Below are 26247 nucleotides of genomic sequence, written 5' to 3'. Positions count from 1 at the left end.
GTTTCACCAGCCTTTTTCAGAATCGGATTGATGCTTGATCCAGGAACGTATATCCCCCATCAAATATAACGTACCTGAAACGACGGCCAAGTCGTCTTGTGCCGTCAACTCTTTTGTTCGTTCAAACGCCGTCTTCCAATCCGGTTCGATGATCACTTCCACCTGGTCTCGGCCGAGCTCGGCGAGCATGGTACGGGCGATCGCGGCAAGATCCGCGGCGGACGCTTTTTTATGCCAATTCGGCTCGGTCAAGATAAGGGTATCCACTATTGGTAGTATATGCCTGAAGTAGCCTGAATGATTCTTGCCCGCCAGCATCCCCATCATAAAATGCAGCTTGCGGTACTTGTAAGTGGTCGTCAGCGAAACCGCAAGCGCTTCGGCTCCTTCCGGATTGTGCGCCCCGTCGATGACGATCCGCGGGTTGTCAGACACCTTCTCCAGCCGTCCCGGCCAAGATGTCGTCTTCATCGCCCGATACAAGTCCTCGTCGTCCACGATCAGCGCGTAATACTGGCGCAGCACTTCGAGGGTCATGAGGGCTACGGCCGCGTTTTTAACCTGATGCGGGCCGTTCATCGAGATCGAGACGTTCGGAATGCGCCTGAACAATCCTTCGAAATGAAACGTCTGCTCGCCTTCGACCGAAGCAACCGTCTCCAGGTGAAACTCGCGACCCAGCAAATAAACTTTGCTCTTCTTCTCGGCAGCCTTGTCTTCGATCGCCTGCAGCGCTTCCGGCTGCTCGACGGCGCTGATGACCGGAACTCCGGCCTTGATAATCCCGGCCTTCTCGGCGGCGATCGAGGCGAGCGAGTCCCCGAGGTAGTCCATATGATCGTGCCCGATGTTCGTAATGACGGATACGAGCGGCGATACGATATTCGTCGAATCAAGCCGGCCTCCAAGACCCGTCTCCCAAACAACGAAGTCCGGGTACGCGGTCCGGGCAAAATATTCGATCGCGATGACGGTCGATATTTCGAACATGGAAGGCTGCCCGTATTCGGCGGCGACTTCATCGATCAGCGGTTTAATTTTGTTAACGACCTGCAGCAAATCCTCGTCGCTGATGTTTTCCCCGTTCAATCGAATCCGCTCATGGAACGTTTCGATGTAGGGGGACGTGAACGTCCCCACATCATAGCCGGCTTGCCGGATCGTTTCGGTCAAATACGCGCAGACCGAGCCTTTGCCGTTCGTGCCCGCCACATGAATGAACTTCAAGCGGCGGTGCGGATAATCGAGCAGCTCCATCAGCTTCTCCATACGCTCCAGCCCAAGCTTGATACCCGTCATCGGAATGAAACGGACGATCCAGTCGATCGCTTCCCTCGCGGTGCGGAAGGAACCCTGGATCGGAGCGTTAGCGTCCTTCGTCATCTTACGTTCATCCTTTCAGTTCCGCGATACGAGCCGTCACTTTATCCCGCTTGCCGGAGTAATCGGCCAGCTTCGCTTTTTCTTCTTCAATCACTTTGGCCGGCGCTTTGGCGACAAAGCCTTCGTTCGCAAGTTTTTTCTCAATGCGCTCAACTTCGGCGTGGAGCGTCTGAAGCTCTTTCTCCAGGCGGCTTATTTCCTGGGCAATGTCGATTAATCCGGCCAAAGGCAAGAACAATTCCGCGCCTGTGACGATTCCTGTCATCGCTTTATCCGGCGCGCCCAGCGTGCTGTCGATCGTCAAGACCGACGTATTGCTGAACCGGCGGAGGTACTCTTCGTTTCGCTTCAAAATATGTTCCGTCTCGGCGCCGGTCGGCTTCACTTGCAGCTCGATCTTCTTGCTCATCGGCACGTTCACTTCCGCCCGGATGTTGCGCACCGTCCGGATAATGTCCATCAACAGCTCCATCTCGCGCACCGCATCCGGCGCTTCGAACTTCGCTTCGAACGTCGGCCATGCGGCAAGCGTGATCGTATCGCCTTCATGCGGCAAGTGCTGCCAAATTTCCTCGCTGATGAACGGCATGAACGGATGCAGAAGGCGCTGGGTCCGGTCCAGCACGTAAGCGAGGACAGACTTCGTCGTCTTTTTCGCCGTTTCGTCGTTCCCGTATAAAGACAGCTTGCTGAATTCAATATACCAGTCGCACAAATCGTCCCAGATGAAATTGTACAGCAGCCTGCCCGTTTCGCCGAATTCGTACGCATCGATCAGTCGGGTTACCTCGCGTACCGTCTCATTCAGACGATGCAGGATCCAACGGTCCGCCGTTCCGAGTTGGCCGGTCAAATCGATATCTTCGTATTTGAAATCCCCGAGGTTCATGAGCGCGAAACGCGAAGCGTTCCAAATCTTGTTCGCGAAGTTTCTGGCCTGCTCGACCTTCTCCCAACGGAAGCGAAGATCTTGCCCCGGTGTAGAGCCCGTCGACAGCATGAAGCGCATCGCGTCGGCGCCGTATTTCTCAATGACGTCGAACGGATCGACGCCGTTGCCGAGCGATTTGGACATTTTACGCCCTTCGGCGTCGCGCACAAGTCCGTGAATAAGCACGTCCTTGAACGGAATGCGATCCGTAAATTCAAGACCGCTGAAAATCATCCGCGCCACCCAGAAGTAAATAATATCGTAGCCCGTCACCAGCAGGTCGTTCGGGTAATAACGCTTCATGTCTTCGGTCTGATCCGGCCAGCCCATCGTCGAGAACGGCCACAACGCCGAACTGAACCACGTATCGAGCACATCCTCGTCCTGCTTCATATGCGTGCCGCCGCAATGCGGACAAACCGTGACATCTTCGCGCGCGACAATCAATTCTTTACAGTCGCCGCAATACCAGGCCGGAATCCGGTGACCCCACCACAGCTGACGGGAAATACACCAGTCGCGGACATTCTCGATCCAGTGCAAATAAATTTTCTCGAAACGGTCCGGCACGTAGTTGACGCCTTGCCCGGACTTCTGCGCTTCGACGGCGCGTTCGGCCAGCGGCTTCATCTTCACGAACCACTGCGTCGACAAATACGGCTCTACGACGGCACCGCTGCGCTCGCTGTGTCCGACCTGATGCACGTGCTCCTCGATCTTGATCAGCACGCCGAGCTCCTTCATGTCCGCCACGATCTGCTTGCGGCATTCGAAACGGTCCAGCCCTTGATATTTGCCCGCGTTCTCATTCATCTTGCCGGACTCGTCCATCACGAGCACCTGCGGCAAGCTGTGGCGGTTGCCCACCTCGAAGTCGTTCGGATCGTGCGCCGGCGTAATTTTTACGGCGCCGCTTCCGAACTCTTTCTCGACGTACTCGTCGCCGACGATCGGAATTTCGCGGCCGATAATCGGCAAGACAAGCGTCTTGCCGATCAAGTGCCGATAGCGCTCATCCTCCGGATGCACCGCTACCGCCGTATCGCCGAGCATCGTCTCCGGGCGAGTCGTCGCGACGACGATGAATTCTCCGCTGTCTTTGACCGGATATTTCAGGTGGTACAACGCGCCTTGAACTTCCTTATATTCGACTTCGATGTCCGACAGCGCCGTACGGGCCGCCGGATCCCAGTTGATAATATATTTGCCGCGGTAGATTAAACCTTTCTCATAGAGACGGACGAATACTTCGCGAACCGCCTTGGAAAGCCCTTCGTCCAAAGTAAACCGTTCCCTGGAGTAATCGAGCGACAGGCCCATTTTGGCCCATTGTTCACGGATCGTGCCGGCATAATGCTCCTTCCACTCCCACACTTTCTCGAGAAACTTCTCGCGTCCGAGATCGTATCGGGACAGGCCTTCCTCGCGAAGCTTCTGCTCCACTCTCGTCTGCGTCGCGATTCCCGCGTGGTCGGTGCCCGGGAGCCAGAGCGCATCGTAGCCCTGCATCCGTTTGGCCCGGATGACAATGTCCTGCAGCGTGTTATCCAGCGCGTGTCCGATATGCAGCATCCCCGTCACGTTCGGCGGCGGTATGACGATGCTGTAAGGCTTGGCGTCCGGCCGTTGGCCGGCTTTGAAATACCCGCCCTGCAGCCAATAATCGTACCATTTCTTCTCACTTTCCTTCGGATCGTACGTGGTCGGCATCGACGTTTCCGGTGCCGCTGGTTTCGTTTCTTCCATAACCTTTTCTCTCCTCCAACTGGTTACTGTTCGCTGTATCGGCAAGCTTACGGCTTGAAGCCGCGATTAACGGCCACGCTTTCCTTGTCCGGCAAGGAAACGCGCCTTCGTCAAGGTTGATGCCTTCTATCAACCAAAAAAAGCCTCTCGCCCGTAAAGGACGAAGGCTTTCGCATCCGTGGTACCACCTTTATTCCGCATGAGCCTGCAGGAGCGCGGGATACCCGCATTCCATCGGGATGAAAGCCGCCCATACGGCGCTTAAACAGATAACGGCTGTGACCGGCCGAATCTAAGCCGCATGGCTTTCAATTCGGCAACTCCGGGGCGACTTCGACAGGTACGCATCCTGCGGGAAACCTCTCAGCGTGGTGCCGGTTCCGCTCTCTGAAGGGCTTGCTGCCTACTATTCCCTTTCCACGTTATTACAGCATCTTATGCGTATTATGATAAACAATCGCAACGGCAGAGTCAATACGAGGCCGTGTTTAATACCATCCACTTTCCGGGCCGCGAACCTCCATCCGATCAGTATAACCAAAAAAACGCCCGGACAAGCCTGCTTCAGGCTGTCCGGACGCATTGTTTTGGGCGCGCGCCGTTATTTCGGGATATATACGATTTGTCCGGCGGCCAGCTCGCTATCGCCGAGCCGGTTATGAAGCGCGATTTCCCGCGGACTCACATTGTATTTTTTGGCAATGGTTTCGAGCGTTTCTTCCTTCTGCACGATCACCAGCCGCAGCTTCCGGAACTCCTGCTGCCCCTGCCTGCCCGGGAGCAGGTTTTTCCACTCCACCTTCTCGTCGGCCTGGCTTTGCGCGGCTGCGGCTGCGGCTGCGGCGGCTGCGGCTGCAGCCTCTTCCGCTTCGCGCGCTTCCGACTTCGACGCCGCGTACTGAACGAGCGAAGTGAATCCGAACGGCTTGCCGCTTGCCGGTTGTGCCGGGGCCGGAGACGGCTCGACGGCGGACGAGCCCTTGATGCCGAAGCCCACTTTCACATCTTTCTTTTCCTCCGCAGGTTGCGCAGGTTGCTCATGTTGCTCAAGTTGCTCAAGTTGGGCAGACTCGGGCGCAAGCGCAGGCTCAGCAGCCGCTACGCTCTGCACGGACGCTTTCTCGGACGCCTCCGTTCGGGGTTCCTCCGGCGTCCATCCGTTCTGCCGCTCCTCTTGACGGGACGTAAACGGACTTGCAGGCTCCGCTGCGGAAGAGTGAAGAATCGATGGCTCCCGCTCCGCAACTCTTTCTGCCTGTTCTTCAGCCCATGGTTCAGCCGCAGCCTCACGCTGTGGAACCCGGGCTTCATGTACGAAGACGACCTCTTCTTCCTTCTCGCTCCAGGACCGCTCGCCTTCGGAAGAAGAGAACACTTCCAGACCGTTTAACGATAACACGCCGGTAATATTCAAGCTCCGCTCGGACAGCAGATCGACGTCGAAGTTTTCGATTTCCACCGCGATATCTTCAACGCGTTGCACACGGTTCATCGGCAGCGTAATTTCGACCGGGATCAGATGCTCCAGCGTTTGCGCCTCGCGGCCTTGTTCATCCACATAGGCGCCGGTCAAGAGCAGATTGCCGCGCAGAACGGCTTGTTCTCCTTGAGACAACACTTGAATATGCGGGACAAGCTCGACGCTCTCCAGCTCCTTAATGCCGAGCACGCCCTCACTTAAATGTACACGCTCGTAAATATCGAATCGCAATCCGTTTTGATCAGTTGCCAAGGTTAAGTCCTCCCTTTCGTATGACTTCCTTTTCCCGTAAGAAAAGTAAGATACTAGACCGCATTGTCATATAACAACCTCTACAACATGTATATGGGTTCGGGAGGAGCAGCATGACTACAAATTTTTCAACCGTTCTTGCAGTGCGCCGAAATCGGCAGGCCAAGGCGATGAAACCGCCACGGGCTCATTCGTAAAAGGATGCGGAAAAACCAGCGCTTCCCCGTGCAGCGCTTGACGGCCGATGGCATCCCGCCGCCCGCCGTACAACGCGTCTCCGATCAACGGGTGACCCAAATGACTCAGGTGCACGCGAATTTGGTGCGTCCGCCCCGTTTCGAGCGTCAACCGCACGAGCGCAGCGTCCGGATACGTTTCCAGCCGTTCATATAAGGTGACGGCTGACTCGCCTGTCGGGGAAACCCGGCGACGTGTCGGGTGATGCCGGTCGCGGCCGATCGGCGCGTCGATCCGGCCCTTCGCTTTCGCAAGCCTGCCTTGGACGAAGGCGACGTACGTGCGGCCGATGCTTTTCTCGCGCATCCGGGCGTCAAGAATCGTCTGCACCCAGTCGTACTTGGCAAACAGCACCGGACCGGTCGTGTCTTCGTCCAACCGGTGAATATGCCGCGGACGGCAGAGCTGCCCCTCGGCGGCAAGCCTGGAGGCTGCCGCTTGCAGCAGCGTCCCCTTCTCGCCTTCCGCTGTCGGGTGTACCTTCATCCCGGCAGGCTTATCCGCCACGAAGCAAAAATCGTCTTCATACAAGAACTCGATATCCGTCCACTCGTCCGCTTGAACGTTCGGCTCCTCGGGAAATAACCGCAGCCGCAGCCGGCTGCCCTGCCACAGCAAGCCGCCGTTATGCAGCAAGGTGCGGCTCCACTTCTCACCTATCAAAGCCGAAGCGAGCTGCCTCGCCTGCTCCCTGCCCTGGATATCGCCGGCCGCACGCCATTCGAGCCATTCTCCTTGTCTGCGCAATCCGCTCATGCCGAGTCCTCCCCGCCGCGGACTCTTCGCGGTTTGCTCCTGCGCCGCTGTTCCAGGAAGGCGTAACCGACGATAAGTGCAAGCAGCAGCCCGAATATGCCGAATACGAGCAGCATGTCCAGCGTGATTCCGTAAAAACTGTATTTTTTTAACACATGTGCAGCTCCCGTCCTCGATAAATAGATACCGAAGCTTATTTTACCAAACCGGTTCCCATTATCAAAGCGGTTACACTGCCAATTGTGCCTTCATCTAACTCTAGCAATTGCTGTTAAATGCAGCCTTGATATGATAGAATATTGTAGATTCATAGATAGAATACGGCATTAAGCCTGTTATTAGGAGAGGAATATATTGAAAGGCAGCTTGCAAGCGATCCAACAGTGGAGTTTGATGAAAAGAACGTTGTTTTATATCGCGCTGCTCACTTTTTTGACCTCCAGCTTTTTGTTCCTGACACCGCCTGGCGGAAAAGTGCGCGAATGGATGGCACAGACCGTCATTACGACGCAGCACCGCAGTTGGGCCTGGATTTTCGTGGGCGCGGAACGACGCGATTTGCTAGTGAAGAAGATGCAGGACGATATCGAATTGGCGTCCTTGGAGAAGCAAAATCTGGGGCTCGTCTCCGTTCGCAAAAAAAGCGGGAAAGCGCGTTCCATCGATGAATTGATCAAAGTCGAAGATATTTCCGGCCCGCTCTGGAAAGGTAAAAAAATGTATGTCTACGATCCGACGACGATCAAGATCATGACCCCGAACAAGCCCGGCGAAGGCGAACGAATCACGTCCATGGTTAACCGTACGGGCGCTGTGGCCGGCTTAAACGGCGGCGCCTTCGACGATCCGGAAGGCTTGGGCAACGGTTTTGCCGCACTCGGCATGATCATCTCCGGCGGAGACATCATCTTTACCGATCAGGACGGCTCGATCCCGCAGCACATCGTCGGCTTTACGAAGGAAGGCCATCTGGTCGTCGGGAAATACGACGCCTTCGAATTGCGCGATATGGGCGTATCCGAAGCGGTTTCGTTCTATCCGCGGCTGATCGCTAACGGCAAGCCGATGATCACGAGCGGCGACGGCGGCTGGGGCCGCGCGCCGCGTACCGCCGTCGGGCAGCGTGCCGACGGAACGGTTATCTTCGTCGTTATAGACGGACGTCAAAAGCACAGCGTCGGCGCCACCTTGAAGGAAGTGCAGGATTTGCTGCTGGCGGAAGGCGCCGTTATCGCAGGCAATCTGGACGGAGGGGCCTCCTCAGAGCTTGTAGTCGACGGTCAGCTCGTCACGAAGCCTTCCAGCCGTTACGGCGAACGCCGGCTTCCTTCAGCGTTCCTCGTCTACGACGATCCCGATTCGGTGCAAGCGACGCGCGTCTGGGACGGCATCGACAAGATTGATGCGGGCGGGTCGCACGACCATCCCGACTTCTTGCGCGAGCAGGCGGAGAAGCGGGCGAAGGGCCAGACGACGACCCCCAAACCGGCGACGGAAACGAAGCCGCCTGCGCCTGCGCCGAAGACGGAACCGGCCAAGCCCGATACGAGCGGCAAAGCCCCGGCGAGCAGCGGGACGTCCGGCGAGGCAAAGCCGGGGACGGCGCCAAGCGGCAAGGAGCCGGCAGCTGGCGGCGGCGGTACCGGCTCGGCCGGAAACGGCTCTGGCACGGGCGCTGCGGGCTCTGGCGGCGAGCCGGCGAAGCCCGCAGGCACGCAGGGCCAGACGGGTACGGAGCCCGGCGGGAGCGGTACGGCGCCTAAGCCCGCAGGCGCCGGCGCTGCCCCGTCAACGGACTCGACGCCCGCGCCTTCGGCGGCTAAGCCAATCACGCCCGACGGCGGCGGGACAGCGACCAAGCCGGTGGAAGCCGGCGACGCCGCAACAACGCCGGCAGCGACGCCTGCACCGGCAGCAACGGCTGCAGAGCCTATTAAGACGCCATAAAGTACGATACATAACAGCAAAGCAAAGCCCATCCGGACCTGCGCCGGATGGGCTTTCGTTTGTTCGAACCTATAGCTGCGAAGCCCGGGCGGGAGCCGGGAAGCTCGCTCCGGCCTCTTGCGCTTTCCCCACTCAAGGACTTCAGCGCCTCCTGGTTCCGTTAACCGCGAGTCTCCGCTTTGCGACTATAACCGCTTCAAAGCCTCGCGCTGCGCTTCGATCGTCGCTTCAATATCTTCCTCGCTGTGAGCGGTCGAAACGAACATGCCCTCGAACTGCGACGGCGGAAGACTGACGCCTAAATCGAGCATCGCGGCAAAATAACGGTTGAACCGCTGCAAGTCGGATCGTTTGGCCGTCTCGTAGTCGGTCACCGGTTGGTCCGTGAAGAACGGACATACCATCGAGCCTACCCGGTTGATGGTCAGCGGCACGCCAAGCTCGCGCGCATTCGCGGCGAAGCCTTCCTCCAGCCGTGCGGAACGGCGCTCGAGCTGTTCGTACACGCCCGGCTCGCCCAGCAGCTTCAGCGTCGTATAACCCGCCGCCATCGCCAGCGGATTGCCCGACAGCGTGCCTGCCTGATAAATCGGCCCTGCCGGAGCGATCTGCTCCATAATCTCCCGCTTGCCCCCGTAAGCGCCAACCGGTAGTCCGCCGCCGATCACCTTGCCCAAACAGGTCAAATCCGGCGTTATGCCGAACAGCCCTTGAGCGCTGTTCAAGCCGACGCGGAAGCCCGTCATCACTTCATCGAAAATAAGCAGGCTGCCCTTCGCCTTTGTGACCTCACGCAGCCCTTCCAAGAAGCCCGGTGCAGGCGGCACGACCCCCATATTACCGGCAATCGGCTCAACGATCACCGCGGCGATCTCGTCCCCGAATCGCTCGAACGCCAACCGGACGGCCTCCAGGTTGTTGTACGGCAGCGTAATCGTATTCGCGGCAATGCTCTCCGGTACGCCCGGACTATCGGGTAAACCAAGCGTCGCAACGCCGGAGCCCGCCTTGATCAAGAGCGAATCGGCATGGCCGTGATAACAGCCTTCGAATTTCACGATCTTGCTGCGCCCGGTATAACCGCGCGCAAGCCGCAGCGCGCTCATCGTGGCTTCGGTACCGGAGCTGACCATGCGCACCAGGTCAATGGACGGGATACGCGCCGCCACCAGCTTGGCCATTTCCGTTTCCAGCTCGGTCGGCGCGCCGAAGCTCGTGCCGAGCTCCGCCGCCCGTTTAATCGCTTCGACGACTTCGGGCTTCGCATGACCGAGAATGAGCGGTCCCCAAGAGCCGATATAATCGATAAATTCGTTATCGTCGATATCGGTAACGCGGGAGCCGGCCCCTTTTTTCATGAAGAGGGGGGTCAATCCAACTGATTTAAATGCGCGGACGGGGCTGTTGACTCCGCCGGGGATAACTTGTTTCGCTTCCTCAAAAGCTGTCGCGGAGCGCGCTGCGAAGCGTTGTTGCGGTTCGTTCATTCCATCCACACCTTTACTAGAATATGCTTGAAAACGAAGAAAAACCGAGCCGGGATTTTCAAGAAAAGCAAATTCTCGCGCTCGCAGGGAACGATATCCTATTGGATTTGGCCAAACTTCGCGGATAAGCCCGGTACTCACACCGGGCTTTTTTCTTTAAGCAGCCGGGAAAGCTCCAGCGCCGATTCTTTGCCCTGCTTCACGCAATCGGGAAGACCGACGCCGTGGAACGCGGCTCCCGTAATCAGCACCTCCGGCATCCGCTTCGCTAATCCTTCGCGTATACGGCGAATCCGATCCAGATGGCCGACCGGGTATTGCGGCATCGAGTGCATCAGCGGCGTCAGCTCCGTGAATAACGGCTCGGCCGTAATGCCCATCGTCGCCTTCAGATCCTGGCGCACCGCCCGGACGACTTCGTCCTCGGACATGTGCAGCCAGCGGTCGTCGCCCGAGCGGCCGACATAACAGCGCAGCAGCGCTTTGCCGTCAGGAGCGGTGTGCAGCCATTTCTTCGAGGTCCAGGTGCAGGCCGTGATGAAGCGCCCTTCCCTGCGCGGCACGACGAAGCCGGATCCGTCCAGCTCCCGCTTCATATCCTTCTCATCATAAGCAAGGATGACGTTGCCGACCGATACATAGTCGACCTTCCGCAGCTCCTGCGCTTCCGGTTTCGAAGCCGCCAGCAGATCGGCGGCGGCGTAAGCCGGGAGCGTCAGGATGACGCCGTCGGCCTCCTCAATCTCGCCGTCCTCGCGGGTCAGCCGGTAACCGCGTCCGTCCGCCGCTTTCTCGAGTTTGGCAATGCCGCATTGTTTCACGAAACGCACGTTGTCCAGCGCATCCAACAAACCGTGTACGATCGTCTCCAATCCTTCTCTGAAGGTGAGGAACGTCGTATTCCGCGCCGATTCCGGCAGCGTCCGGCTTTCCTCGCCGCCTTCTTTCCGGTTTTTCATCATCCCGAGAATCAGGCTGCGGTGTTTTTGCTCGATGCTATGAAATTGAGGGAACGTCGCCTTCACGCTCAAATCATACGTGTTCCCGGCATAAATACCGGCCAGCAGCGGCTCGGCGATTTGCGAAAGCACCTCGGAGCCGAGCCTGCGTTCCAGGAAGTGGCCGAGCGATTCGTCTTCGTCCGCCGTCCGTTTGGGCAGCACCAGGTCAAGCGCCGCACGCGCTTTAGCTGCGGGCGAAAGCAGGCCGGTCCGCATAAACGGCATAATTTCAGTCGGAATGCCGAGCATTAAGCCCGGTGGCATCCGGTGCAGCTTGCCCCGCGATAAAATGTATGTCTTTTTCGCATTCGGATTCGTTCCCGTTAATTGATCCTCGAGTCCCAGCTCGCGCGCCAGCTCGACCAGCGCGGGCTTGCGGGCGAGAAAGGAATCCGGCCCCTTCTCGATGACGAAGCCGTCCCGCCGAAGCGTGCTGATCTTGCCGCCGAATCTGTCGCTCTTCTCCATGACGGTAATCCGGCAAGCCTGCCCGGTCTCTTCCATCTGCTTCTTTAAATAATAAGCGGCGCTTAGTCCGGTAATCCCGCCGCCGATGACGACCACATGCGGTTTGGTGTCCATGGTGTCAGTCCTTCCGGGCGAGGGCGTACACGACGTCGCTCAAGGTCTCCATATATAGCGGATCGGTATTGAGCGAACGCGTCCGCTCCAGCTGAATGCCGAGCTCCCGCGCTACTTTTTGCGCTTCGATGTCAAGGTCGTACAAGACCTCCAAATGGTCGGACACGAAGCCGACCGGACATACGAGCACATGCTGCGCGCGTTCTTCCTGCTTGATCGAACGCAAGACATCCAAAATGTCCGGTCCGAGCCACGGTACGCCGGTTTGGCCTGCGCTTTGCCAGCCGAATTGCCACTGCGTAATGCCGGTTCTGTCCGCAATCGCCCTCGACGTCTCGAGCAGCTGCTCCGGGTAAGGGTCCTTCATTTCCAGTATTTTCTCAGGCAAGCTGTGCGCGGTAAACAGCACCTGCACCCGCTCCTTCGGCACCTCAAAACGGGCCAACGCTTCCTCCACCCGCAGCGCCAGCGCTTCAATCAGCTTCGGATGCAGATGATAGCTGCGCACGAACGCGATGTTCAAGCCGAGCTCACCCGCTTTCTCCTGCGCCCGCTTGATGTAACCGCCGACGCTCATCGCGGAATAATGCGGCGCCAGTACGACGCCCACCGCTTCCGTAATGCCGTCTTGCACCATCCGCTCTACGCCGTCTTCGATGAAAGGCGACGCATGCTTGAGCCCTTGGTAACAGACGAACGTGATGTTCGGATATTTTTCGTTCAAACGCGCTTCCAGCGCCTTCACCTGATTGTCGGTGTTCTCGCGCAGAGGGAATACGCCGCCGACGATCGCTTCGTAACGATCCTTCAAATCCTGCAGCTGTTCGGGCGTCGGCGCATGGCCCCGGCGAATATGCGTATAATACGCTTCGATCTGATCGATGCTCTCGGGCGTTCCGTAAGACATCACCAGCACGCCGATTCGTTGAATCCGGTTCTCGCTCATCTTATACACCGCTTTCCTGCTTCAATGTGCCGCGTTGTTGAATCGCTCGACTGGAATACGCATGAATAAAGTCGGTCAATTCCTTCAGTTTCTCGAGCGACGCCTCCGGGAACAAGCCGTGTCCCAGATTAAACACGTAGCCCGGCTCTTCAATGCCCGCATCGATAATGGCTTTCGTCTGCTCTTGAATGACGCTCATCGGCGCCGTCAGCACGTATGGATCGAGATTGCCCTGCACCGCATAACGGCTGCCTAACCGCCGCCGCCCTTCAGGAATCGAAACCCGCCAATCGAGTCCGATCACGTCGGCTTGGACACCCTGGAGCGTGGGCAGCAGTTCGCCCGAGCTGACGCCGGGGAAATAAATTTTCGGCTGATCGAGGTGGCTGAGTTCATCGAAAATACGCTTGATCGTCGGCAGCACGTACGTTTGAAAGTCGACCGGCGACAACGCGCCCACCCAGCTGTCGAACAACTGGAACGCTTTAGCCCCGGAGGCGACGTGCGCCTTCAAATACGTGATGACCATGTCCCCAAGCTTATCCATCAGCTGGAACCACACTTTCGGTTCGCTGTACATCAGCGTTTTGGTGCGAATATAGCTTTTGGACGGCTTGCCTTCGATCAAATAACTGGCGATCGTAAACGGCGCCCCCGCGAACGTAATGAGCGGCACTTCCAGCTCCGCGACAAGCAGCTCGATCGTCCGCAAAATATGCGGCAGGTGCTCCTCCACTTGAATCGGACGAAGCCGCTCGACATCCGCCGCCGTACGGATCGGGTTATGGATGACCGGTCCGATATTTTTGACAATGTCAAAGTCGATGCCGATGGAAGCGACCGGATTCATGATGTCCGAATACAAGATCGCCGCATCGACGCCAAGCTTTTTCACAGGCATCATCGTCACTTCCGCGGCCAATTCCGGCTGCGTGCAAATTTCGAGCAGGCTGTACTTCTCCTTAATTTTCCGGTAATCCGGGTCATAGCGGCCCGCTTGGCGCATGTACCATACCGGCAGCCTATCGACCGGCTGCTTTTTACATGCGCGAATAAACAAGTCGTTGTAACTCATTCCCGTACCTCTTTTCCGTATACTTCCATAGTCTAAGTATCATTATGCCCTATTTGGAACCGGGTAACAACGGAAATCATCCGGTTGTTTCCGACAAATCTTTGACATCAGGCGTAACCTGCCTGCAAAAAAAGTCCTGATTTCCCGGAAGGAATCAGGACGCAATGCCGTCGGAACGGCTCGGGTTTAAGCTTCTTGCCTTTATGCCTGCAGCCAACGGACGATATCTTTCGCAAAATAAGTAATAATCAGATCGGCGCCGGCCCGTTTGAAGCCGAGCATCGTCTCCAAGACGATCGCGCGCTCGTCAATCCAGCCTTGAGCGGCAGCTGCCTTCACCATCGAATACTCGGCGCTCACATTGTAGGCGACAAGCGGCAAATCGTAACGGTCGCGCAGCATCCGCAGCACATCCATGTAAGCCAGAGCCGGCTTGACCATCAGGAAATCAGCGCCTTCCGCCACATCGCTGTCCGCTTCGCGCAGCGCTTCCCGGGCGTTAGCGGGATCCATTTGATACGTTTTGCGGTCGCCGAATTGCGGAGCGGAATGAGCGGCGTCGCGGAACGGGCCGTAGAACGCAGAGGCGTACTTGACGGAGTAAGACATGATCGGCACGTTCTCATAACCGGCCTCGTCCAAGCCTTGGCGAATCGCATAGACGAAGCCGTCCATCATGTTCGACGGGGCAATGATGTCCGCGCCGGCCTCGGCCTGCGATACCGCTGTCTTGACGAGCAGTTCGAGCGACGGATCATTCAGCACGTCGGCCCGCCCTTTGGCCTCGTCGTAATGCACCACGCCGCAATGGCCGTGATCCGTAAATTGACATAAGCACGTATCCGCGACCACGAGCAGATCCGGCGCCCATGCCTTCACTTGGCGCGTCGCCTGCTGGACGATCCCGTTCGGATCGTAAGCCGAACTCCCGTGAGCGTCCTTCTCATGCGGAACGCCGAACAACAGCACGGCCTGGATGCCCAGCGAGACGACCTCGCGGATTTCTTCCTCCAGCCGATCCAGCGACAAGTGATATACGCCCGGCATCGAGGAGATTTCCTCTTTCACATTCGTGCCGTGCGTGACAAAAATCGGATAAATCAAGTCGTTCGCCGTAACGGCATGCTCGCGGACTAAATTCCGCATAGCCGCCGACGTGCGCAGACGACGGTTACGAACGATCGGAAAACCCATGATTGTTACCTCCTTGCAGATCTGGGCGGGCCGGCCTGAACAAGACCGGCCTTATGCCATTTTTTTAGGCGTACAAGCTTTGAACGAGCGCGTCAACGGTCGCTTCCTTAGCCAAATAATCGACCTTCAAGCCGGCTTTCTCGGCCGTTTGTGCGGTCATCGGCCCGATACAGGCGATTTTACAGCCTTGCAGCAGCTCAAGCGGCGACTCTACCCCAAGCCGTTTCAGCGCTTCCAGCAGGTTGGTGACCGTAGACGAGCTCGTAAACGTGACGATATGAAGCTGGCCTTTCCGGAGGAAGTCGACGATCTCGTCGCCTCCCTCGGTTTCCAGCACGTTTTCATAGATATCGATTTTGGTAACGTCGAGGCCCATCTCCCGCATTTTATCGGGCAAGTAGGTTCTCGCAATATCCGCGGTCGCGAGCAGCACCCGCTCGCCCGCCTTCAGCTGCGGCGCTAACGACTCCAGCAGCGCATCTCCTTGGAACACCGGCGGAATCGCCTCGACCAGCAAGCCCCGCGCCTCCAGCGCGGCGGCCGTCTTCGGTCCGACGGCAACGAGACGCGCCCCGGCCATGGCCCGAATGTCCACACGCAGTTCCTTCAACCGCTCAAAGAACGCATCCACCCCGTTAACGCTTGTGAACACGATCCAATCAAAGCTGCCCAGACGGCTCAACGCGGCGTCGCGCGCTTGCTGCGCCTCCGGGCGGCTGGAAGGCTGGGTGCGGATCACCGGAAACTCGACCGCTTCGCCGCCGAGCTCTTCGATCTGGCCAACCAGCTCGCTCGCTTGACTGCGCGCCCGGGTCACAAGAATGCGCCGTCCGAATAGCGGCTTCGTTTCGAACCAGGCGAGCTTCTCGCGCAGCTTGACCACCTGGCCTACAATCGTAACGGCTGGCGATTGAAAGCCTGCGGCGCGCACCTTCTCGACGATGTCGGTTAATGTGCCCGTCAACGTCTCCTGTTCCATCCAGGTTCCCCAGCGAATAAGCGCGACCGGCGTATCCGCCGGCTTTCCGCCCTCAACCAGGCTCTTGCAAATCGTCTCGAGGTTGGCAACGCCCATTAAGAAGATGAGCGTACCCGACGCCTGCGCCAAATTGGGCCAGTTCACGTTGGAATACGTCTTGTTCTTGTACTCGTGCCCGGTTACGATGGAGAACGACGAAGTGAAGTCGCGATGTGTGACAGGAATGCCCGCATAAGCCGGAACCGCAATGGCCGACGTAATGCCCGGTACGATCTCGTACCGGATGCCGTGTTCCGCCAGCAACTCGGCCTCTTCGCCGACGCGGCCGAACACGCTCGGGTCTCCACCTTTAAGACGCGTAACCGTCTTGCCCTGCAGGGCGAGATCCACGAGCAGCTGGTTAATCTCTTCCTGCTTGAGCATATGTTTATCGGGCAGCTTCCCGACGAAAATTTTCTCCGCACCCGGTTTCATATGCCTCAAGAGCCGCGGATTGGCCAACCGGTCGTACACGACAACGTCCGCGCGCTGGATCGCCTCCAGGCCGCGCAGCGTAATGAGTTTAGGGTCCCCGGGTCCTGCTCCAACCAAATACACGCTCGCCTTACTCATACCGCTTCTCCCCTTACTTCCGAATCCGAATCTCTCTATCCCATGGCATTCTTTGTCCTTGTACGAACGGGTTATTCCTGAACGGCAGCGAGCAGCTCCGCCGCCCCTTTGGCGAGCAACGATTCCGCCAGCCCTAAACCGAGCGCCTCCGGATCGGTTCCACGCTGCGTATCTTTAAGAATTTTCGCGCCGTCCGGCGAACCGACCATCCCGGTCAGCTCGATTTGAGGCCGCCCGTCGCGACCGGTCTCGCCGGTCAGCTTGGCGTACGCGCCGATCGGCACCTGGCAGCCGCCGTTGAGCTTCCCCAGGAAGCTGCGCTCGGCCGCAACGGCGACCGTCGTCGCCTCGTGCCGGTATTTCGCCAGTAAATCCAAAATGAATGGATCGTTGTCCCGGCATTCGATGCAGAGCGCCCCTTGGCCGACCGCCGGCAAGCAAAGCTCCGGATCGAGATAGGCCGATATCCGGTCGCTCCAGCCGATGCGGTGCAGCCCCGCGCCTGCCAGCAAAATCGCATCAAAGCCTTCCGTCTCCAGCTTGCGCAGACGCGAATCGATGTTGCCCCGCACCGGTTCAATTTTCAGATCCGGGCGGTAATGCTGGAGTTGGCTGGCCCGGCGCAAGCTGCTCGTTCCGACCTTCGCTCCCTTCGGCAAGTCGTCGATGCCGTACCCGTCGCGCATGATCAGGCAGTCGCGCGGATCTTCCCGCTCCGGCACTGCGCCGACCGTTAAGCCCGGAGGCAGCTCGAACGGCATGTCCTTCATGCTGTGAACGGCCAAGTCGATATCCCCGTCGAGCAGCGCTTGTTCAATTTCTTTGACGAACAGCCCTTTGCCTCCCACTTTGGAAAGCGTCACGTCGAGAATCCGGTCGCCTTTGGTCACGATTTTCTTCAATTCGAATTCCGCTTCGATGCCGTTATCTTCGCACAGCTTGCGCAAATGCTCAACCACCTGTCCGGTTTGAGTCAAAGCAAGCGCGCTCTGCCGTGTTCCCACTACAATTTTGCGCATATGGTTAACTCCCTAGCTTAGTGAATTCATTCGATTCTGTAACGTCACGTTCCCTCGTCCAGCCGCAGCAGCGACTCGCCGATTCGCCGGATGCCCGAGAGCGTCGGGTGCTGCCTGACCTCGTGCAGCAGCATCTGCCGCAGCCCGGCAGGCACCTCCGTTTCTCCGCGCAGGCGCGGAAGCAGCTCCCACTGCAGCATGGCGCGAAACATCGCCTGCCGCTCGCCGGAGTCCGCCACCAGCTCCTGCAGCGTGTGGCGCAGCTCGTGCAGCAGCTCTACGTACGGAGCATAGCCGTCCTGATCCAGCCGGCGCTCGATGTCCGTGCGCACGAGCCGGGACAAGCCGGGGCTGGCGCCTGCCGTCGAGACCGCGACCGTCAGCCGCCCGCGCCGCGCCGTCGCCGGCAAGATGAAATCGCCGTGATCCGTATCGCCCGCTCCGTTAACCCAAATGCCGAGCGAGCGGCCCTCCTCGCACACAAGGGCGTTGACCGCGGCGTCATTCGTAGCCGCGAACAGCAGCTGCGCGGACCGCACTTCCGCCATGCCGGGCGCGTACGGCCGGCGAATCGCATGAACGTCGCCTGCGGCCGCCAGTCGGTCCAGCTCCGGCGTGAAGGCCGGGCTAATCATCGTCACGGCCGCGCCCGCCTGCAGCAGACCTCTGGCTTTCCGCTCCGCCACCCGACCGCCGCCGACGACACAGCACGGCTTTCCTTCCAGATCAAGCATAATCGGGTAATACGTTTTCACCGCCGCATCCCTCCGTTACGACCATTGATGAAACGTCGAATAATAGTTGGTCAGCACGAAGTTCAACAGCGTAATGGCGAAGGCCGCCAAGTTCCATACCGCCAAACGGTTGCCCGGGGCTTTCAACAACAGCCGCTGAAACATATAAAATACATAGGCGAGCAGAACGAACCAGGAATTCAGCACCTTCGGATCGAAGAACAACCGGTAATCGCCCTGCAGCGCGATCCACACAATGCCCAGCGAGAGGGACAAGAGCAGCAGCGGGGCCCCGATCACTACCGAAACAAGCGCGTAATGATCCATCTTCTCCAGACTGGGAAGCCGCTGCATGCGCTGGGTCCACTTCTTCTCTTTGAGCTTGCGGTGCAGAAACAAGTACATGCCCGAGAACACGGCCGATACGACAAACGCGGCGTACCCGGTAACGGCGAGCGTAATATGTATGAATAGCAGCTCGTCCGTTACATTCCAACGGGACAACGTTGGCGCCAGGCCCGGCTTGCTGAAGATGTTCAGAGCCAGCATGGCGAATCCGAACACATTGACGAAAAACACGAACAGTTCGATTCGAAAAAACCGGCTCATCGCCAGCGACACGGTAACAAGGAGCCACCCGAATATGAACAGCGTCTCAAACATCGAGAACGCCGACAAGCTGAGATGTGAGGTCAGGCTGTACACCAAATAAATCGTCTGCAAAACCCATACAAAAAGAAGCAACCCTGTCCCCATCCGTTTCGCACTTCGGTTCGGATTGCTGAAATCCGCGAAGTAAAACAAGAGGCTCAGGGCATAAATATACAGTATCGCATCGTAAAACCAGGTTTGCGTGACCATGGTCTTCCTTTCCGGTTAAGCCTTGGCCAGAGCATCGCCGCCAGGCACCGCATGCCGCACCTTCGCAAGCAGTTCCTCTTTCGCCCGCTCCTGTGCCGCCTCGGCTTCCCGCTGCCGCAGTTCCTGCTCCGCCCGCTTTTGCCCTTCCAATTGCTCTTCCAAAGCAAAAATTTTCGTGAACATGTCCAGCGCGTCATCCCCGTGACGCTCGGCAGCCATTTCTTTGATGCGGACAATGGGATCGCGCAGCATTTGATTGACAATGCTCTTCGTTAGTTTACGTATAACCTTCAGCTCGTGTTCGTCGAGCTCCGGCAGCTTCTTCATTAAGCTGTCCATCGTTTCCTCATGGATCGCGGACGCTTTCGTTTGCAGCGCTTGGATAACGGGACTGATGCCCAGCGTTTTGGACCATTGCTCGAATGCGGCTATCTCGGCCTTGATCATCTCTTCGATTTTCACCGCCGCTTTATGGCGTTCTTCCATGTGCGAATTGACAAGCGACTGCAAGTTGTCGATATCGTACAGGAACACATTCGGCATATCCCCGAGACGCGGATCCAAATCGCGCGGCACGGCAATATCGATCATGAACAGCGGTCGCGATCTGCGCCGCTGCAAAATACAGGACACCTGCTCCGACTTCAATACGTAACCTGCGGAACCGGTGGAACTGATTACGATGTCGGCATCCTCCAGATGCGTAAGCAGCTTGTCCATCGTACTGGCTACGCCCCGGAACCGTTCCGCAAGCTCTTGAGCACGGGTTAACGTACGGTTGACGACCGTCACCTTATTGGCGCCGTTGCTGACGAGATGCTTGACGGTGAGCTCGCTCATTTTGCCTGCGCCGACGATCAGCACGTTCTTGTTCTCATAGCTGCCGAAAATTCGTTTGCCAAGCTCAACCGCGGCGTAGCTGACCGATACCGGATTCTCGCCGATGCCCGTTTCCGTATGCGCCCGCTTGGCCATCGTGATCGCCTGCTTAAACAGCGTGTTGAACAGAACGCCCGTCGTCTTCTCTTGCTGAGCGAGCAGGAAGGCATCCCGCACTTGCCCCAAGATTTGCGTCTCGCCAATAACCATGGAATCGAGACCGCTCGTCACCCGGAACAAATGCTGGATGGCCATCTCGTTCTCATAAATATATAAATGCTTGTTGAACTGCTCTTTGGGCACGTTGAACCATTTCTCGAGAAAGGCACGCAAATGGTGCCCGCATAAGTGCTGCGTATCCACCGCCACGTACAATTCCGTCCGGTTACAGGTGCCCACAACGACGCATTCCATCACGCTCTTGGTCGCTTTCAGCTCCTGCAGCGCTAACGGTAAATCTCCGTCGACGAATGCAAACTTTTCACGAATCGACACCGGTGCCGTACGATAATTCAAGCCCGCTACGACGATATGCATCTGGTTCACCTGCCTCCCCCTCTATAAATTTCAATTTATTATACCATACGATACTTGATACTTCGATCTTATTTATGAAGATTTTATTACAGCCACAGCCTGAAGGACAGTTCTGCCAATTTAGTTTCAACGGAAAATCGTTCCGTTATACTTCTGACGGTTAATTCTTATGTACCCGACCACCGCTTATTACATCTCTAGGGCAGCAGCTTCCGGTCGAGCAGCTCCGCCAGCGCCTTGTCGGCTTCCGTCAGCTTGGTGTTCTGCGAACTGACGACCGCGTCGCCCGGCGACATCAGGCTGCCGTAAGCCGCGAACAATGCTGCGAAGCCGCGCGCCGCTTCGGCAAGTGTCTGCTGCTCATCGGCTTTCAAAGGGCGCGTTCCGGCAATTTGAAGCCGCACCAAATATTGAAGCAGCTTCGAGGGCGCCTCCAGCTTCGCCAGCTTGCCTTCCCCGTAGGCTAACACCAGATGCTCGTGCGCGTAAGCCGCGGAATACGCCGCCTGCCGCAATGAATTGAGCCCGTCGGTATCTTTCGCTTTCGCGCTTTCCGTCAAATGACTGCCGAGCAGCTCCATCTGAAACCGCGCGACTTGATACAGCATTTTATCCGCACGCTCCACTGGCGTCCCGCGGCCGGCCAGCTCGACGATTTGCAGCCCCGACCATAATACAAGGACGCCCACGACGGCGTACATAAACCATTTTTTTCGCTGCCGCTTCATTTACCGGTTCCACCTTTCCCGCACCGGACAACAGGCGCCGATGCCCATACAAGCCTTCTCTGAGATTGTATGGGCCAAGCGAAAAAGAAATAACCTCGGAATTTGACCTCCGAGGTTACCATATATGCATTGCCTTATTATTTAACCAATTGCGCTTGCTTCAGAACCGGTGTTTCAACTTGCAGCTCGCCCATCCCGCGAACCAGCTTCTTCGCATGAACCGTCTCAGGCTTCAAAACGGACAGCATATGCTCGATTGCGAGCTGTGGATCAACCGTTTCACCGCAGGTGTAACAGTCAAGGGCCGCGAATCCTTTCTCAGGATACGTATGAATGGAGAGATGGCTTTCCGAGAGCAATACGAGAACTGTTGCTCCTTGGGGTTCAAATTGTTTGGATTGTACCGACAATACAGTTGCTCCACATACCTCAGCAGCTTCTACCATTTGCGCCTGCAACCATTCTGCATTGTTGAGAAGATCAAAATCGACTCCCCAAGTGTCTACAGCTACGTGTCTTCCGAAAGTTGAGTATTCCATCTTTCGGTTCCCCCTTCCTAGGAATAAAATGTTTTGAAAATTTCATCCGCTAGGACCTACGTCATTCACTTCTCGAGGGAATAATCTCTCGCAACATTCAATGTCCTGAGTGAATCCTGGTTCCTATTTTGTTTTCAACGAGAATAAAAATAACATCTATTGAACAGAAATGCAATACTTTTTTTATGAAGATTATTTCCATGTCCCCGCTTCCTCTGCGCATGACACCCTGTATTCGATGCCCTGAGCGGTGTGATCGCCGCGGAATCCGCCAACTAGCCCGCTTATGCACGGTTGAGCTGAATAAAAAAAGAACCCTGATCCCCTGCTGTGTGCTCCAGGGAATCGGGCTCTCGGCCAATCCTGTATATTAAGCTTCAAGTACGAACAGTCGGTGTGTGAGTTTGTGCAAACGGCCGTCGATATGTTCGCGGATGCCGTTCTCTGCGATCTCGTTTCTCAAATCGAGCAAGCTGTTGATTTGAGCCCGGATAGCGTCGATCTCGGCTTCCACTTCGTTTTTGTTATACAACCGCTCCAACTGGCCGGCCGTATCGCGGTATTCGTAAACGATTTTTTCGGACGTTTCGGTATTTTCCGTAATCTTTACCACGGCGCCTTGCTTGTACGTATAAACCATCGTGTAGCCCGTGTAAATCCGGTGAACGATAGCATCGCCTTTGAAGACAGACACTGCTTTTCGCATCAAATTGACGATGTTTTTGTTATGAATGCGGCAGGTTCCTTGGCACACGTACAAGTTCATTTTTCGTTCGAACGACAGGACGATTTCTTCGCCCGCGTCATCCTGCAATACCACCTCTTGATTTCCGTTTTCGAGTACTTTGACTTGCATAGAAGCTCCATGATCTTTGAACATCCGAATAAAGCTGTCCATTTCGGCTTCCGTTAACTGTAGGCAGGTTTTGACATATTCAGTCGCTAACCTATTTGCCATAAAAATCCCTCGATTCATTTTTTTCGAACCATTTCGAACCATGCTGCTTGTGATTATTTTCGTTGCTCTATATACATTATACTACATATTTATTTAATATTCCTGCTAGACGAATTGTGTTTTTCGCCAGAATTCAGAAAATAATCCATTCTCCCGTGAGGAAGACGACGGAATGTTCAAAAAACTCGAGTTCCCTATCGATGTTCCGCAGTTCGCTCCCTGATGTAAGGAACGGGCACGGCCAAAACTCTTGGCCCGGGATAGGCCAAAAAGCCCCCGGCCATGTAGCGGCAAGAGGCTTTGTTTATAACGGGTACGAGGATACGCTTCGTTCTACTCGCCGTCGATAGACGGTTCTTTGACTTCGTCCTTGTCAGCGGCGTTCCCGGCCTTATCCGCCTGCTCGCCGGATGCAGCATAACCGATTCGCTGCTCGATCACGCTCCACAGCTCTTCTTTGCCCATGCCGGTTTCCGAAGAAAACAGCACGAGCGGGTCGGACTTGTCCGCCTGCAGCGTTTCCTTGATGATCTTGATATGCTTTTGCCACTTGCCCTTCGGTATTTTGTCGGCCTTCGTCGCGACGATGCAGATCGGTACCCCGTGATGCTTCAGCCAAGCGTACATCGCCTGATCGTCTTTGGAAGGCGGATGGCGCAAGTCAATCATATGCAGCAGCAGCTTCATCGGCTCGCGGTGCATTAAATATTGTTCGATGAACTTGCCCCATTTCTCACGTTCGGTTTTGGACACTTGAGCGTACCCGTAACCCGGCAAATCAACGAAATACAAATCGGAATTAATGCGATAATAGTTCAATTGCTGGGTTTTGCCAGGCTTCGAGCTTGTTCTTGCCAAATTTTTGCGGTTGATCATCCGGTTAATCAGAGAGGACTTCCCTACATTAGAACGCCCTGCCAGAGCAATCTCCGGCAAGGCATCGACAGGGTACTGACTCGGACCAACCGCGCTGATAATAAACTCAGCTTGATTGACCTTCATGTTCGTTCACTCATTTCACAAAGTTATACGCGCGCGGGCTTCACAAGCGCATGCTCGAGCACCTCATCCATATGCGACACCGGAATGAACGTCAGCTCGCGGCGGACGCTTTCCGGTATTTCTTCAATATCCTTCGCGTTATCCTTCGGCAGGATGACCGTGCGAATGCCTGCGCGGTGCGCAGCCAAACATTTTTCCTTCAGACCGCCGATCGGCAGCACACGGCCTCGCAGCGTAATTTCTCCGGTCATCGCCACATTCTTGGAAACCGGTATGTTGGTAAGCGCCGATATTAACGCCGTTCCCATCGTAATCCCCGCGGAAGGACCATCCTTCGGAATCGCGCCTTCCGGAATGTGAATATGGATGTCGAACTTCTCGTGGAAGTCCGGTTGAATGCGAAACTGATCGGCGCGGGAGCGGGTGTAGCTGAACGCGGCTTGCGCGGACTCTTTCATGACGTCCCCGAGTTTCCCCGTCAGCGTCAGCTTGCCGTTGCCCGGCATAACCGTCACTTCGATCACGAGCGTATCGCCGCCCACCTCTGTCCAGGCCAGACCGGTAACGGCGCCGATTTGGTCACGTTCCTCCGCCATGCCGAAGCGGAATTTCGGAGGTCCGAGAAAGTCCTGCAAATTATCCGGCGTCACGTGTACGGAGGCGGTGCCGCCGACCACCTGCTTCGCCGACTTCCTGCAGACGGAAGAAATCTGCTGCTCCAAATTGCGCACGCCCGCTTCACGCGTGTACTCACGCACGATACGCATCAGCGCAGATTCTTCGACGTGCAGTTGGCCGTCCTGCAACCCGTGATCGCGCTGCTGCTTCGGCAGCAAGTAATTTTTCGCGATATGCAGCTTCTCGATTTCCGTGTACCCCGGAATATAAAGCACTTCCATCCGGTCGAGCAGCGGCCGGGGGATATTATGCACAGCGTTGGCTGTCGTCACGAACATGACGTTCGACAAATCAAACGGCACTTCGACGAAGTGGTCGCTGAACGTGCTGTTCTGTTCCGGATCGAGTACTTCGAGCAAAGCCGAAGCCGGATCGCCGCGGAAGTCCATCGCCATCTTATCGATCTCGTCCAATAGAAAGACGGGATTGTTTGTACCCGCCGTCTTCATCCCTTGGATAATCCGGCCCGGCATAGCTCCTACATAGGTGCGGCGGTGACCGCGGATCTCCGCTTCATCGCGCACGCCTCCAAGCGAGATGCGTACAAATTTACGGTTGAGCGAACGGGCGATCGAGCGGGCAATCGACGTTTTGCCGACGCCGGGAGGCCCGACGAGGCACAAAATCGGCCCTTTCAGCTTCTGGACCAGCTTCTGCACGGCCAAATACTCCAGCACCCGTTCCTTTGGCTTCTCCAAGCCGTAGTGGTCCTCGTTGAGGATCTCTTCCGCTTTGCGGATGTCGAGGTCCAGATCGTCATTCCCCGCCGGCGACCAAGGCAGGCCCAGCAGCCAATCGATGTAATTGCGGATGACCGAGCCTTCCGCGGATGTCGCCGGCATTTTCTCCAGCCGGTCAATCTCCTTCTCGATCTTCTCGCGCACCTTCTCAGGCACTTCGCTCTGCGCCAGCTGATTGCGCAGATCGTCAGCTTCTCCGGCCCGGCCTTCCTTGTCGCCAAGCTCCTTCTGGATCGCTTTCATCTGCTCGCGAAGGTAGTACTCCTTCTGCGTCTTCTCCATCTGCTTCTTGACGCGCTGGCTGATCTTCCGCTCCAGCTCAAGCACTTCCCGCTCGTTGTTGAGGATGCCCAGCAGCTTCTCCAAACGCTGCTTGACGTCGACCGTTTCCAATATTTCTTGTTTATCTTTAATTTTTAACGATAAATGACTGCAGATGACATCGGCCAGACGGCCGGGCTCATCAATGTCCGACACCGCGGCAAGCGTCTCGGGCGTTACTTTCTTGGACAGGTTGATATAGTGTTCGAACTGGTTCAATACCGTACGCATCAGCGCATCGATCTCCGGGTCGGACGTTTCCTGCTCCGCCAACTCCCGGATGTTCACTTCATAGTATTCGTCGTTCGTCAAAAACTCAACGATTTCTGCACGGATGACGCCTTCAACCAGCACGCGGATCGTACCATTCGGCAGTTTCAGCATTTGCCGTACTTTCGCAATGGTCCCGATGCGGTAAATATCTTCGGTCTTCGGTTCCTCGATGTTGACTTCGGACTGCGAGCACAGCAGTATCATGCTGTCGTCGACCATCGCCTTCTCGAGCGCACGAACCGACTTCTCTCTGCCGACGTCCAAGTGCAGCACCATACTCGGGTACACCAACAGACCCCGCAGCGGCAGCAGCGGCAAGCGGCGCATCTTATGTTTGCTCGGTCCCATCCGCGAGCACCTCCAGACTATA

21 protein-coding genes and 1 other annotated feature are annotated in these 26247 nt (G+C 56.8%); of the genes, 1 reads left to right on the top strand and 20 read right to left on the bottom strand.

Going from position 1 to position 26247, the window contains the following annotated elements; all coding sequences use genetic code 11:
* Positions 1 to 3: 3 nt before the first annotated feature.
* From JMF85_RS10845 to JMF85_RS10825, 5 genes are all read right to left on the bottom strand, one after another.
* Entirely contained in the window at positions 4 to 1383 is a 1380-nt protein-coding gene (locus JMF85_RS10845) for a bifunctional folylpolyglutamate synthase/dihydrofolate synthase (protein ID WP_127607793.1), read from the bottom strand.
* Between the two features lie 7 nt (positions 1384 to 1390).
* Complete coding sequence (locus JMF85_RS10840) at positions 1391 to 4060, bottom strand: valine--tRNA ligase (RefSeq protein WP_127607792.1); 2670 nt, start codon at positions 4058 to 4060, stop codon at positions 1391 to 1393.
* A 153-nt stretch (positions 4061 to 4213) separates the two neighbouring features.
* Positions 4214 to 4489, bottom strand: a binding site (T-box leader).
* 172 nt (positions 4490 to 4661) lie between these two features.
* Positions 4662 to 5792 carry a LysM peptidoglycan-binding domain-containing protein gene (locus JMF85_RS10835; protein ID WP_201318171.1) on the bottom strand — a complete coding sequence of 377 codons (1131 nt, stop codon included), beginning with the start codon at positions 5790 to 5792 and terminating at the stop codon, positions 4662 to 4664.
* Between the two features lie 117 nt (positions 5793 to 5909).
* A complete protein-coding gene (locus tag JMF85_RS10830; RefSeq protein WP_201318170.1) occupies positions 5910 to 6785 on the bottom strand; it encodes an RluA family pseudouridine synthase in 876 nt (291 codons plus the stop codon).
* Positions 6782 to 6940: a hypothetical protein gene (locus tag JMF85_RS10825; RefSeq protein WP_155613752.1), complete on the bottom strand. Its 159-nt coding sequence runs from the start codon at positions 6938 to 6940 to the stop codon at positions 6782 to 6784. Before JMF85_RS10825 ends, JMF85_RS10830 begins: the two co-directional genes overlap by 4 nt.
* Before the next feature lie 199 nt (positions 6941 to 7139).
* Here JMF85_RS10825 and JMF85_RS10820 point away from each other — a divergent pair, with 199 nt between their 5' ends.
* Positions 7140 to 8732: a phosphodiester glycosidase family protein gene (locus tag JMF85_RS10820; RefSeq protein WP_236595815.1), complete on the top strand. Its 1593-nt coding sequence runs from the start codon at positions 7140 to 7142 to the stop codon at positions 8730 to 8732.
* A gap of 185 nt (positions 8733 to 8917) precedes the next feature.
* Here the strand turns inward: JMF85_RS10820 and hemL are convergent, their stop codons facing one another.
* The 15 genes from hemL to lon form a co-directional block, all read right to left on the bottom strand.
* Complete coding sequence (gene hemL / locus JMF85_RS10815; RefSeq protein WP_127607788.1) at positions 8918 to 10219, bottom strand: glutamate-1-semialdehyde 2,1-aminomutase; 1302 nt, start codon at positions 10217 to 10219, stop codon at positions 8918 to 8920.
* Between the two features lie 137 nt (positions 10220 to 10356).
* Positions 10357 to 11802, bottom strand: a complete 1446-nt coding sequence (gene hemG / locus JMF85_RS10810) for a protoporphyrinogen oxidase (protein ID WP_127607786.1) — start codon at positions 11800 to 11802, stop codon at positions 10357 to 10359.
* A gap of 4 nt (positions 11803 to 11806) precedes the next feature.
* Positions 11807 to 12748, bottom strand: a complete 942-nt coding sequence (gene hemH / locus JMF85_RS10805; protein ID WP_201318169.1) for a ferrochelatase — start codon at positions 12746 to 12748, stop codon at positions 11807 to 11809.
* 1 nt (position 12749) lies between these two features.
* Entirely contained in the window at positions 12750 to 13823 is a 1074-nt protein-coding gene (gene hemE / locus JMF85_RS10800; protein ID WP_201318168.1) for a uroporphyrinogen decarboxylase, read from the bottom strand.
* Positions 13824 to 14024: 201 nt separating this feature from the next.
* Positions 14025 to 15017, bottom strand: coding sequence for a porphobilinogen synthase (hemB, locus tag JMF85_RS10795; RefSeq protein ID WP_054798546.1), 993 nt, complete (start codon positions 15015 to 15017; stop codon positions 14025 to 14027).
* A 64-nt stretch (positions 15018 to 15081) separates the two neighbouring features.
* On the bottom strand, positions 15082 to 16608 hold the full coding sequence (gene cobA, locus JMF85_RS10790; RefSeq protein ID WP_127607782.1) for a uroporphyrinogen-III C-methyltransferase: 1527 nt from the start codon (positions 16606 to 16608) through the stop codon (positions 15082 to 15084).
* Positions 16609 to 16679: 71 nt separating this feature from the next.
* Positions 16680 to 17627, bottom strand: a complete 948-nt coding sequence (hemC, locus tag JMF85_RS10785) for a hydroxymethylbilane synthase (RefSeq protein WP_054798545.1) — start codon at positions 17625 to 17627, stop codon at positions 16680 to 16682.
* Positions 17628 to 17671: 44 nt separating this feature from the next.
* Positions 17672 to 18382 carry a precorrin-2 dehydrogenase/sirohydrochlorin ferrochelatase family protein gene (locus tag JMF85_RS10780; protein WP_127607780.1) on the bottom strand — a complete coding sequence of 237 codons (711 nt, stop codon included), beginning with the start codon at positions 18380 to 18382 and terminating at the stop codon, positions 17672 to 17674.
* Between the two features lie 15 nt (positions 18383 to 18397).
* Complete coding sequence (gene ccsA, locus JMF85_RS10775; RefSeq protein WP_127607778.1) at positions 18398 to 19222, bottom strand: cytochrome c biogenesis protein CcsA; 825 nt, start codon at positions 19220 to 19222, stop codon at positions 18398 to 18400.
* 15 nt (positions 19223 to 19237) lie between these two features.
* The gene (hemA, locus tag JMF85_RS10770; RefSeq protein ID WP_054796938.1) at positions 19238 to 20638 is read right to left on the bottom strand and encodes a glutamyl-tRNA reductase; all 1401 of its coding nucleotides are present in this window, start codon (positions 20636 to 20638) and stop codon (positions 19238 to 19240) included.
* A gap of 197 nt (positions 20639 to 20835) precedes the next feature.
* A complete protein-coding gene (locus tag JMF85_RS10765) occupies positions 20836 to 21366 on the bottom strand; it encodes an S-adenosylmethionine decarboxylase (RefSeq protein ID WP_127607776.1) in 531 nt (176 codons plus the stop codon).
* Positions 21367 to 21503: 137 nt separating this feature from the next.
* Positions 21504 to 21905, bottom strand: coding sequence for an adenosylmethionine decarboxylase (speD, locus tag JMF85_RS10760; protein ID WP_054796898.1), 402 nt, complete (start codon positions 21903 to 21905; stop codon positions 21504 to 21506).
* A 370-nt stretch (positions 21906 to 22275) separates the two neighbouring features.
* Positions 22276 to 22863 carry a non-ribosomal peptide synthetase module gene (locus tag JMF85_RS10755; RefSeq protein ID WP_174817579.1) on the bottom strand — a complete coding sequence of 196 codons (588 nt, stop codon included), beginning with the start codon at positions 22861 to 22863 and terminating at the stop codon, positions 22276 to 22278.
* Positions 22864 to 23196: 333 nt separating this feature from the next.
* On the bottom strand, positions 23197 to 23865 hold the full coding sequence (yihA, locus tag JMF85_RS10750) for a ribosome biogenesis GTP-binding protein YihA/YsxC (protein WP_127607775.1): 669 nt from the start codon (positions 23863 to 23865) through the stop codon (positions 23197 to 23199).
* 23 nt (positions 23866 to 23888) lie between these two features.
* A complete protein-coding gene (gene lon, locus JMF85_RS10745; protein WP_127607773.1) occupies positions 23889 to 26225 on the bottom strand; it encodes an endopeptidase La in 2337 nt (778 codons plus the stop codon).
* Between the last annotated feature and the right edge of the window lie 22 nt (positions 26226 to 26247).

Source organism: Paenibacillus sp. EPM92, assembly GCF_016586185.1.
Classification (GTDB): Bacteria; Bacillota; Bacilli; order Paenibacillales; family NBRC-103111; genus Paenibacillus_G; species Paenibacillus_G validus.
This window is presented reverse-complemented; position numbering and strand designations above follow the sequence as displayed.

Bases quoted from the DNA above. Each gene is read 5' to 3' on its own strand.
- JMF85_RS10845 (WP_127607793.1), bottom strand. From the start codon at position 1,383: ATGACGAAGGACGCTAACGCTCCGATCCAGGGTTCCTTCCGCACCGCG.
- JMF85_RS10840 (WP_127607792.1), bottom strand. From the start codon at position 4,060: ATGGAAGAAACGAAACCAGCGGCACCGGAAACGTCGATGCCGACCACG.
- JMF85_RS10830 (WP_201318170.1), bottom strand. From the start codon at position 6,785: ATGAGCGGATTGCGCAGACAAGGAGAATGGCTCGAATGGCGTGCGGCC.
- hemL (WP_127607788.1), bottom strand. From the start codon at position 10,219: ATGAACGAACCGCAACAACGCTTCGCAGCGCGCTCCGCGACAGCTTTT.
- hemG (WP_127607786.1), bottom strand. From the start codon at position 11,802: ATGGACACCAAACCGCATGTGGTCGTCATCGGCGGCGGGATTACCGGA.
- hemH (WP_201318169.1), bottom strand. From the start codon at position 12,748: ATGAGCGAGAACCGGATTCAACGAATCGGCGTGCTGGTGATGTCTTAC.
- hemE (WP_201318168.1), bottom strand. From the start codon at position 13,823: ATGAGTTACAACGACTTGTTTATTCGCGCATGTAAAAAGCAGCCGGTC.
- hemB (WP_054798546.1), bottom strand. From the start codon at position 15,017: ATGGGTTTTCCGATCGTTCGTAACCGTCGTCTGCGCACGTCGGCGGCT.
- cobA (WP_127607782.1), bottom strand. From the start codon at position 16,608: ATGAGTAAGGCGAGCGTGTATTTGGTTGGAGCAGGACCCGGGGACCCT.
- hemC (WP_054798545.1), bottom strand. From the start codon at position 17,627: ATGCGCAAAATTGTAGTGGGAACACGGCAGAGCGCGCTTGCTTTGACT.
- ccsA (WP_127607778.1), bottom strand. From the start codon at position 19,222: ATGGTCACGCAAACCTGGTTTTACGATGCGATACTGTATATTTATGCC.
- hemA (WP_054796938.1), bottom strand. From the start codon at position 20,638: ATGCATATCGTCGTAGCGGGCTTGAATTATCGTACGGCACCGGTGTCG.
- JMF85_RS10765 (WP_127607776.1), bottom strand. From the start codon at position 21,366: ATGAAGCGGCAGCGAAAAAAATGGTTTATGTACGCCGTCGTGGGCGTC.
- speD (WP_054796898.1), bottom strand. From the start codon at position 21,905: ATGGAATACTCAACTTTCGGAAGACACGTAGCTGTAGACACTTGGGGA.
- JMF85_RS10755 (WP_174817579.1), bottom strand. From the start codon at position 22,863: ATGGCAAATAGGTTAGCGACTGAATATGTCAAAACCTGCCTACAGTTA.
- yihA (WP_127607775.1), bottom strand. From the start codon at position 23,865: ATGAAGGTCAATCAAGCTGAGTTTATTATCAGCGCGGTTGGTCCGAGT.
- lon (WP_127607773.1), bottom strand. From the start codon at position 26,225: ATGGGACCGAGCAAACATAAGATGCGCCGCTTGCCGCTGCTGCCGCTG.